The sequence below is a fragment of the Metabacillus sp. 22489 genome (genome assembly GCF_052044855.1).
GTDB classification, from domain to species: Bacteria; Bacillota; Bacilli; order Bacillales; family Bacillaceae; genus Metabacillus; species Metabacillus niabensis.
Genome location: NZ_JBQENT010000079.1, coordinates 1 through 10214 on the forward strand (window position 1 = coordinate 1; position 10214 = coordinate 10214).

The following is a 10214-nucleotide window of genomic DNA, read 5'->3' on the forward strand; positions in this document are numbered from 1 at the left end:
TGCAAAAGAAAAGCATGGTATGCGATGGACAACCCTACGGGGACTTAAAAAATTGTCCATGCAGGCGATGCTAACTTTTGCTGCAATAAATCTTAAGAAATTAGCCAATTGGACTTGGGAAGTCCAAAAATGGCATAAAAAATATGAATAATAGGCAATTTACACATATTTTTAAGATAGATTCTAAGAAGAAAATCAAAAATTAAAAAGGCATTTGGGAAAGAAAGCTTTCCCAAATGCCTTTTGTCTTCAATCTGAAACGAAGAGATTTTTAATATCTCTTCGTTTTTTCTATTTCTTATGAACAGCTTCCACCTGTTGAAGAACGGACCTTTGAACCTGTTTCACCTGATAATAAGTCTCCACCTGTTGATGTGATGATTTCATTTGTCACCTTATTTGAAATCGTATGTGAAACGAGCTGTAATAAATCATTAACTTCCATTTGAGACTCTTGGAATTCTTGAATAATCGGAATTTCATCTAATTCATTTTGAATTTTTTCAATTTTTGCCTCAACTTGCTTTAATGCTTCATGTTTGCCATAATGTTGAAAATTGACAGCTTGCTTTTGTAAGCTTTTAATACTTGCAATCATTTCACGAACTTTTTGATTTTCGTTTAACTGCGCTTCGGCACGTTTAAAAAAATCAACTTCTTTTGATTCGGAAATCATTTTTGCAAGCTCACGAGCCTTTGCAACGATCTCATCTTTTGTATGAATTGTCGACATATTATATCACCTCAACTGCTTCTTCAACCATTTCACCATCAAGTGTCCATGTTTTTGCTTTTACAATTTTAACTTTTACAATTTGTCCAATAGCAGATTTCGGTCCTCTAAAGTTTACTAGCTTGCTCTTTTCCGTATAACCTGATAATACATCTGGATTATTTTTACTTTCACCCTCAACTAGTACATTGACAATTTTACCTTCATATTCCTTAAGCTTTTTCGCAGAAATTTCGTTAACAAGCGCATTTAACCGTTGAAGGCGTTCCTTTTTTACTTCCATCGGAACATTATCCTTCATTTTAGCAGCTGGTGTACCTTCTCGTGGAGAGTAAATAAATGTATATGCACTATCAAATTCTACTTCGCGATATAAAGATAAGGTTTCTTCAAATTGCTCTTCTGTTTCATTTGGGAAACCGACAATAATATCTGTTGTTAAAGATGCGTTAGGCATTGCTTCTTTTATTTTTCGAACTAGCTCTAAGTAACGCTCACGAGTATATTTACGAGCCATAATTTTAAGAACTTCTGAGCTTCCTGATTGTACTGGCAAGTGAATATGATCTAAAAGGTTGCCACCTTTAGCTAGAACCTCGATTAAACGGTCATCAAAATCGCGCGGATGACTTGTTGTAAAACGAATTCTTGGGATGTCGATTTTATGAATTTCATCCATTAAATCCCCTAAACCATATTCCATATCTTCAAAGTCTTTTCCATATGCGTTTACGTTTTGACCAAGTAGGGTAACTTCCTTATATCCTTGTGCTGCAAGCTGGCGAACTTCCTGAATAATCTCTTCAGGGCGTCGACTTCTCTCTTTACCACGTGTATATGGAACGATACAATACGTACAGAATTTATCACATCCGTACATAATGTTTACCCATGCTTTTATATTCCCTTTACGAATTTTCGGAAGGTTTTCAATAACGTCCCCTTCTTTTGACCAAACTTCAATGACCATTTCTTTAGAAAGATATGCTTCATTTAAAATATTTGGTAAGCGGTGAATATTATGTGTTCCGAAAATCATATCCACAAATGGGTGAACCTTTAAAATACGATTTACTACTGATTCCTCTTGTGACATACAGCCACATACACCAAGTAATAAATCCGGCTTCTCTTTTTTAAGCGTCTTCAAGTGGCCTAACTCACCAAAAACCTTATTCTCAGCATTTTCACGGATCGCACATGTATTTAATAAAATGACATTTGCATCCTCAACACTGTCAGTTGGCTCATATCCTAATGTCATAAAGATACCTGCCATAACCTCAGTATCATGTTCATTCATTTGACAGCCATACGTACGGATGAAAAACTTCCGACCTTGTCCCATTCCTTTAAATTCTTCAGGGATTTTAAAATCATTGTATTGCACATCTTCTTTTCCACGTTTTTTAGCATCTTTTAATGATGGTGGTTGATAAGTCTTTTCAAAATATTTCGCAAAGTCTGCTGACGTTTTTTCCGAAACGGATTTTTTGTCCGCTGAAATAGCAGCTACTTTCTGTCCTTCTTTACGTTGTTGTTCGTTCATGTTCTTTCTCCTTCCATTGAAAGAATGATTGATTGCGTTTAAATTCATTGTTGACGTACAACTAACCATTATAAACCTTATAAAACAATCTAACAATAAAATATACGATTTAAGCGAATGTTGACAAGATTAATTTAATGGTAAAAACAATTGGAAAGCTTTAATAAGATTCTATTAAACTTTGAAAAAAATCTTTATATTGATAAAGTCTTTTCAAACTAGATGAGGAATTTCCAATTTTAGTTTTGTTGCTCAATTATCCATTCAACCCATCTTATAACTGTACTAGATCTTCTAAAGTAAGTTGATTCCTTCTCAACATTATACAAGCTTGACTTTTTCATCATCTCGATAATTTTTTGCTTACTAGGTAATTTGCCATTTACAAAGTATTCTCTTACTACTTCATTAAATACTTTGTGTTCTAAGATGCACTTTATTAATGCTAAATACTTTTGTTTGTACGGCAACCTCATCAGCTGTCTTCCCTTAGCTGTTAAGGTATATTTTATATTTGAGTCTTTTTTATATTTATCAATCAGCCCTAAATACATCGCAGCAGAAGTATAATAATTGGTTTGTCGTTCATCAAAATTATAATTAGTCGTGATGAAGTCCTTTGTTAAATCTTTTTCCATTAATAAACCAAGTAAATCAATAATTCTAATAAAGGAATCTGCCTGTGGAAAAGGAATTTCTGGTTCTTCAATCACCTTTGTTTGTTGCAATAGATGATAAATATCCGCTAATGCAATTGTCTCATGTGCAATCATATATTTTTTTTGTTCAATTAGCCGTAAAGAATTGTATCTCAACGGATCCTCAAATTCATAGACAAAAAAATGAAATACATCTGCTGAATGAGTAAAGAAAATTGGTCTTACTTTCTTTTGAATTTTCCCTTGCCATAAACGGAACGGATAATACATCTGGCGAACAAGAAAATCCTCGACAGTCTCCTTCTTCGCCTCGATTAGAGCAAATGCTTCTTCCCCTTCATAGCCTCCATCAATTTCAACCTGTGCGTTTTTAATCGCAATCTGATGATCCTTCCCTGAATTCGTGCGAATCATAAAGTCAAATGCTTGTGAGGACATTCGACCAGAAACGGTAGGCGTGCACTCTTCACCGAGTAAATCTGCGATCATACCAGATACATATGCACAATGAAGTGCAGAGCTTTCAGAATACAAATTAGAAGGGTCAATCGTCATAACAGTTGGAGGAATACGTAGTTTAATTGGCCGCAAGCTTTCATCATAAGAAACCTTTTCATATGCATCAAATTGTCCTAAAACATATCGAGACCTTGAGATTGGAAGGATGCTAATACCATATTTTTTAAAGATTTTAGGTAAGTTACTTTTATGATCAAACTTAGCCATTAAACGAGGCTCACGAACGGTTTTAATTGTTTTCGCGTCAATTTCATAAAACCCATGGCGATTCACTTCATCTAGTATTTGATATCGTTCAAAAAGCACTTCCCATGCTTTATCATTTAGGCTCATAATTCATCACCAGCACCTCATCAATTTTCCCGCGTTTTGATGCTACTGAGTTGATGCTTCTCGTTGCTCCGACAATTTCAATCTGAAAATTTTTATATAAATCTTTAATGTATTCAGTTGCTGAGTTACTAAGCAGTACTTTACAGCCACGTCTGTCCAAGTCTACAACTAAATCTCTTAATCGCTCCTGTTCATCTCTACCAAAACCATCAAGGCTATAGCTGGTAAACGAAGATGTTGTTGAAACAGGATCATATGGAGGATCGATGTAAACAAAATCTCCTTTTTTAGCAGTTGCTACTGCATCAGCAAAATCACCATTTAAAATCGTCACATCATTATTTGCCAAATAATCATGTACGGCTCGTACGACATCTTCATTCACGATATTTGGATTTTTGTATTTTCCAAATGGAACATTAAACTGTCCCTTTTTGTTGACGCGAAAAAGCCCGTTGAAACACGTTTTATTAAGAAAGATAAGTCTTGATGCTCTTTCTACATCTGATAGCTCTTGATAAATAGGCTTTCGATCTAAATCTCGTATTTCATAAAAATAGTCACTATTATTTTCATGTTTCCGTAAATCTGATAGTAATTCTTCTATATGGTCTCGAATTGTTAAATATGTATTAACCAATTCGGAGTTGATATCATTAATTACAGCTTTGCTTGGCTGAACGTCAAATAATACAGCCCCAGCACCAATGAAAGGCTCATAATATGTTCCAGTCATTTCTTCTGGTAAGTATTTTCGTATTTCAGGTAGTAGCTGTCTCTTTCCACCAGCCCATTTTAAAAATGGCTGAGCTACTTTATTTGTCACCATCTATGTTCCCCTCTCATACCTCGTAAATCTAGTATAAATCTTATCGGTTTAGCTAAAGAAAATCAAATTAATTTCATTCTCTGCAGTTTTTTATCGACATATAAAAAAAGACATCATTTCTTTCGATACTCCCTTAGTTAAAGAAAGATGTCTCTTACTAGTACGTTGCTTATGAAACACAATTTAAGGTGTTGGTTGTTGTTTCGTTCCTTGGGTAAATAAAAAGTTTATTTTTCCATCTTTTAACTCCAGCTTTGCATCAAAGGTTTTTTCACCTTTTTTAAATCCTTTGATCAAATTAGTCGTTCCCTCTGATAAAAGCTTCTGTACATTCGTTTTTGTTATATTTTTCCCAAGAATTTTCTTTGAAATCGTGAACTTGCAGTTATTTACTTTATAATTTGTACAGCCATAAAACTCGCCTTTATCGACAACATCTCCGTTACACAGTTTACATTTCCCTACTTTTTTTCCAATGGTGAACTTAGAATTTGAGCGCTGAATCGATTCTACTTTTAATCCATCGAAGTTCCAGTTCGGTGCAAATTGAATTGCGTCAGCGACAATTTTCGCAGAGAGCTTTTTAGTTTGCTCCATAAATAATGCTGCAGATGCTTGTCCCTCTCCAATTTCTGAAAGACGCTGCTCCCATTTAGCCGTCATCTCTGGAGAGGCTAAAATATGATTACCGATCGCTTCGATTAAAACTTTGCCCTTATCTGTTGCATATACTTGGTTTTTTTTCACTTCAATATATTTCCGATCCTTTAGCATCGTAATAATCCCTGCTCTTGTCGCTTCTGTTCCTAAGCCTTCCACTTTATTTAAAACCTTTTCTAATTCATCGTTGTCTAAATATTTTCCTGCTGTTTTCATTAATGTGATTAATTGACCTTCTGTATATCGTTTCGGTGGTTGAGTTTTCCCCTCTTTTGTTTCTACTTTTTGGACATGTCCTGTCTCTCCCTTTTGAACTTGTGGGAGCAGCTCATCCTTTTCTTTATCATTTTGAAAAATCACTTTCCGCCAACCTTCTTGAATTTGCTGTTTTCCTTTAGTAATAAATTCAGCTCGACCATCTACAAGTGTAGTCAATGTTGAATAGTCATATATTGCTTTGTCGTAATGGGCAGCAATTAATCTTCTCACAATTAAATCATACATTTTTTGCTCATCAGCATTTAATCTGCTAGGATCTGTTACTTGTTCAGTTGGAATAATCGCATAGTGATCTGTTACCTTTTTTTCATTAACATAGCGAGAATTATTCAGTATTGATGTCTTTGGTAAAGGAAATAAATCTTTATATTCGTCAAACCTGCTTAATTTCTCTAATATAGCAGGAAAAAGTTCCGCTTCACCCTTTGTGACATATGTTGAATCAGACCTGTATCTACTAAAAAGTGGACTTAATGAAATCGGTTTTAAAGCTAATAACTAATAGGAATAAACTTATTATATTACATTTAGTAAATTAGCATCTATAAATGTTTATTTCTTTATAAAGATTGTTTTAATAGGGGAGATTAGTTTAGCAGTTAAGGGGACAGAAAAGAAGAATGTTGTTGTTGATGCAGTATGAAATTAAAATCGGTGAAAAGATGTTGTTTCATTGGATAAATAAAAATAGTTGAATAATAACTGATATACAAAATAAGGGAGTTTCACAAATATTTGTCTAGATGATCGCATTATGAATGTCCGACTTACAGCTAATGCTCATGATACTGGTAGTTCTCCCGATGTTAACCTCACTTGAACATAACTAACCTCCATAAAAAAACCTAGACCTTGCTTATGAATTACTCATGAAGTGTTATTATAACTATTTTAATTTTAAGTGATCTTCTTACATGGGTTTAGACAAAAAGGAGAGTTTTACATAAACTCCGTACTGAAACAAAGCCAGATACGTAAAACAAAAATTACAGAATCTTTACCCTTTTGGATTTCTAATTGCCAAAAGAATTTTGAGTTAAAAAAATGAGAGAGAAGAAAAACGACTGTTCAAAAATGTGGCAGTCGTTATTTTGGTTGTGCTTTCTTTAAATCTTAAAGCAATCTTTTGGAAAGAAGGCTAAAAATACAGCCTTCTTTTTGTTTCTTGGTAGTTTTTTCTAGTTGCATCATTGTATATTTTACCCATTATACCCACATTTTAACATTTGTATTTTTTAATTGAATTTGAGCATAATAATCAGTTTTTATTCTTTTGGGTTGGATACATTATTAACCGAACCACAAAAAAGACAAATGCAAGCGTTATAGTTGACGAATAAAAAGAACTAATAAGCAAAAATTATTTCTTATCATTATTTGAATTTACCTTTTTAGAAATTACTTTATATTGGAAGTCAGGTGGTAAGCATTCTCTAATAAAATGGTCAAATGCTTGTTTAGATTCAAACACGAGTTCACCAATGATTTTATTTTCAATTTCAAGTTCTTTTCCTTTAGCATCAAAAAGTTTTACTTTAAACATCATTTCAGTAACTCCCTATTCGTACCATTACCTTTATTTTATCATATCTATCCTAATTTCTTTGAAATTATCAGTATAAATACTCAAGTCGTTTGACAGACATAAACAGTCCATTTAGGGCTTAATTTAGATTAAAATAAGGCTTTGTTCACATGAGAAAATAAGGTTTAAATCTATGTATTGTCAAATTAATAATCACTTGCTTAATTATCCATTTCGGATATATGCAATCCTAGTTGGAATTTGTACATCCATTTCAAAATAAAAATAAAAAAACAGTAAAAACCGTTTAAGTTCTTACTGTTTTTTGGGTGATTACACCAAATCAATTATTTAATATCGATAACACCCCTTCAGATAAAAAATCTAAAGAGGTAAAACGGTGCAACTTTTTTATAAACGGTTAAACTTTATTTTAAATCTACATCAGTTAAAAACCTCTATTTCCTTCGCCATAATGATGAGCTTCTTCTGCAGCCATTGCTTCTTCTTTAGTGACATGAACAGTACCAAACGGATGATTAGGTGGAGCATATATTGAATAAAGTTTTAATGGAGTATTGCCAGTATTGATTAAATTATGCCATGTTCCAGCCGGTATCATAATAGCAGAGTCATCAAATACTCTTCTCTCGAAATTCAAATTATCCGGGCTATTCCCCATTCGTACAATTCCTTGACCTTGTTCAAGACGTAAGAATTGATCCACGTCTGAGTGCATTTCCAACCCAATATCTTCACCAACATTAATACTCATTAAAGTAACTTGAAGATATTTTCCGGTCCATAAAGCAGTACGGAATGCATTATTGTGCTTTGATGCTTCATTGATATTGACCACAAATGGGTTCTGTCCATAATCTGTTAACAAAAAATTATCGCTGCCATTTGGGGAGCGAAAAGAATCAAATTTGTTTATCTGCTCTATCCCATTAGGAGAAGTAAAGTAATCAGACTGTCTTCCATAGTTATACACAGGTATATTAACATAATAAGGATACTGATATACATATGGGTTGTAGTACATTTTTCTCAATCCCTTCACAGTTCATCAAATTATCCTATGTACTATAGGAGGAATGTGTACTTGACTTATGTAACTTTAAAGAAAGAAACATTTTCGTTTTTCCTTCATCAAAGGTAAAATTACCTTCTGAGCGTTCCTACCCTATGCATTGGCTTTGTTTTTGTTCGTATGAGTTTTCTCTATAAGGGTAATTTAAAAAAGATAAAAGTGTAAAGGAGTGTGTTTGATGAATAACTTAACGGAGCTTGAAGTAGAGAATCTTCGTCATATTATAGGTAGCCACGGGATGATTGCAAATAAACTGGATTCTTATGCGCAAAATTGCACAGATCCGCAATTAAAGAAAATGTTTCAAAAAGATGCACATGCTGCAAGACAAGCACAACAACAATTATTAGGATTCTTTGGATAAGGAGGAACTGAAATGCTACAAGAAAAAGATATGGTAAATGATTATTTATCAGGATTAAATGCGAGTTTAACTGGATATGCCACTCATATTAGTGAATCCAATAACCCACGATTAAGGCAGACGCTTATACAATTACGTAATCAAGATGAGAATCGTCAAAGAGCTTTATATGAATATGCCTTGCAAAAGGGATATTATCAGCCAGCTGCTCCAGCAACACAACAAGTGATTCAGCAAACAAAAGCACAATTGTCTTCTGGGCAATAATTAATAAAAACCGAACCCAATCACAATAATCAAAAGCCATCTTTTACATATATGATGGCTTTTGAACAATCTATTTGATACCAACAACTAAATTATTTCTTCAGCCTTCTTTTATTAGAATGTTCCCAACTATTTTTTCTAGGAAGTTTAGTTTTACCTAGGTTTTAGGCTAGTATTCCTCACTTTCCCAGCCAAATTGTAAATCCATATCTGTTTAATATCAACTTTTCAATTACGGAGGATAAAGTTTATAACCGTACCTGAATTAGAAAAATTATAAATAAACGTACAAAATTATAAACTTGAAGAAAGGAGAAACATTCGCTTGCGTAAAGAATTTGCTAAATTTATTGCTGGATCTATGGCTTGGGAGGCAATTGGTCATATAGATTAACTGTGAGTGGATTATTGCCTGTTACTATTTTGGGTATTACAATTACCCCTACACTCAATACAATTCCAATTATAATTTCTACTCTTTTATCATTATTTTTAATATAATACGCTTGGTTTAAAAACGTAGTCAATATAAAAAGTCAAAAGCCATCATATATATTTATGATGGCTTTTGAACAATCTAATTAATACCAACAACTAAACTATCTTCTGCAGCTTTAACAACCTCTTTGTTATTATGAATTCTAAATGGTAAATCTCTCCTATATACTTGAAAGTATTGATTTTGCATGTTTTCCTGCTATATCTGTTTCTCTTGTTTTGTTAACTTTTTAAATCGTTGACCGTTAGGTAGTATAACATAGCTTAAAAACACCCCACCAAGCTGTCTGGCACAAAAATCTATATCCACTGTTTGGTTTTTCAGTTCAAAATGATATCCTAATCCCTTTTTTAAACTTGAAAAGATTATTTCGGGCAAATTAATATCATTTATTAGATTTCCCCTTAAACTTTCAGACAAAAGCATTTTTACTAAGCCCTCATTTTTCGAGAGAATATCCAATCTATCTTCTATAATCTTCGTTAAAAATAGTTCCGTCTCTTTCTCTTTTGCTATCTCCATAATATGAGAATGAAATTTTTTCTCCAATACATTTTTAATTGCTGTGATAAAAAGATTTTCTTTTGTGGAAAATTTTCGATATAATGTTACTTCCGCAACTCCTGCTTCCTTTGCTACTTCCTGCGTTGTCGCTTGAAATCCCTTTTTGGTAAAGACAGAAATAGCTCCTTTAAATATTTGTTCCGTTACATCCCGCAACTCTCATCACCTACATTTATTTTTAGTATAGATAAAACTATTGTGTTTGCTTTATCTGGGGTAGCGTCAGGAAAATGCGGATTTACAACGTTAAGGAAATCAAAATATAAAAAGTCTAATTTCTCGGTGTTATAAGTGAAAAATTAGGCTTTAGTTACTTCATTAAAGCGCCTGATTGTTGAAGA

10 protein-coding genes and 1 pseudogene are annotated in these 10214 nt (G+C 33.2%); 3 read left to right on the plus strand and 8 right to left on the minus strand.

The window, feature by feature from the left end; translation table 11 throughout:
• Nucleotides 1-151, plus strand: a 151-nt coding sequence (locus tag ACTJJ9_RS25430) for a transposase (protein WP_440768992.1), incomplete at its 5' end; no start/stop codon positions are given.
• Between the two features lie 147 nt (nucleotides 152-298).
• Here the strand turns inward: ACTJJ9_RS25430 and ACTJJ9_RS25435 are convergent.
• From ACTJJ9_RS25435 to ACTJJ9_RS25465, 7 genes and pseudogenes are all read right to left on the minus strand, one after another.
• Nucleotides 299-733 (minus strand): RicAFT regulatory complex protein RicA family protein, encoded by a 435-nt coding sequence (locus ACTJJ9_RS25435; protein ID WP_145585123.1) that lies wholly within the window; start codon nucleotides 731-733, stop codon nucleotides 299-301.
• 1 nt (nucleotide 734) lies between these two features.
• Nucleotides 735-2282, minus strand: coding sequence for a tRNA (N6-isopentenyl adenosine(37)-C2)-methylthiotransferase MiaB (miaB, locus tag ACTJJ9_RS25440; RefSeq protein WP_095297655.1), 1548 nt, complete (start codon nucleotides 2280-2282; stop codon nucleotides 735-737).
• A gap of 239 nt (nucleotides 2283-2521) precedes the next feature.
• Entirely contained in the window at nucleotides 2522-3793 is a 1272-nt protein-coding gene (locus tag ACTJJ9_RS25445) for a type II restriction enzyme (protein ID WP_145585125.1), read from the minus strand.
• Entirely contained in the window at nucleotides 3780-4622 is an 843-nt protein-coding gene (locus ACTJJ9_RS25450; RefSeq protein WP_095297659.1) for a DNA adenine methylase, read from the minus strand. The genes ACTJJ9_RS25445 and ACTJJ9_RS25450 overlap by 14 nt, the downstream gene beginning before the upstream one ends.
• Before the next feature lie 183 nt (nucleotides 4623-4805).
• Nucleotides 4806-6011 (minus strand): annotated as a pseudogene (locus ACTJJ9_RS25455) (DNA topoisomerase); the annotation flags it as partial.
• Nucleotides 6012-6921: 910 nt separating this feature from the next.
• A complete protein-coding gene (locus ACTJJ9_RS25460) occupies nucleotides 6922-7107 on the minus strand; it encodes a hypothetical protein (RefSeq protein ID WP_110927734.1) in 186 nt (61 codons plus the stop codon).
• A gap of 427 nt (nucleotides 7108-7534) precedes the next feature.
• Nucleotides 7535-8131 (minus strand): cupin domain-containing protein, encoded by a 597-nt coding sequence (locus ACTJJ9_RS25465; RefSeq protein ID WP_110927733.1) that lies wholly within the window; start codon nucleotides 8129-8131, stop codon nucleotides 7535-7537.
• A gap of 226 nt (nucleotides 8132-8357) precedes the next feature.
• On the opposite strand from ACTJJ9_RS25465, the gene ACTJJ9_RS25470 reads away from it, so the two are divergent.
• Together ACTJJ9_RS25470 and ACTJJ9_RS25475 are read left to right on the plus strand one after the other, a co-directional pair.
• Nucleotides 8358-8543 carry a hypothetical protein gene (locus ACTJJ9_RS25470; protein ID WP_145585129.1) on the plus strand — a complete coding sequence of 62 codons (186 nt, stop codon included), beginning with the start codon at nucleotides 8358-8360 and terminating at the stop codon, nucleotides 8541-8543.
• A 12-nt stretch (nucleotides 8544-8555) separates the two neighbouring features.
• Nucleotides 8556-8810, plus strand: coding sequence for a spore coat protein (locus ACTJJ9_RS25475; RefSeq protein ID WP_145585132.1), 255 nt, complete (start codon nucleotides 8556-8558; stop codon nucleotides 8808-8810).
• Between the two features lie 697 nt (nucleotides 8811-9507).
• Here the strand turns inward: ACTJJ9_RS25475 and ACTJJ9_RS25480 are convergent.
• On the minus strand, nucleotides 9508-10029 hold the full coding sequence (locus tag ACTJJ9_RS25480) for a TetR/AcrR family transcriptional regulator (RefSeq protein ID WP_145585133.1): 522 nt from the start codon (nucleotides 10027-10029) through the stop codon (nucleotides 9508-9510).
• Nucleotides 10030-10214 lie beyond the last annotated feature (185 nt).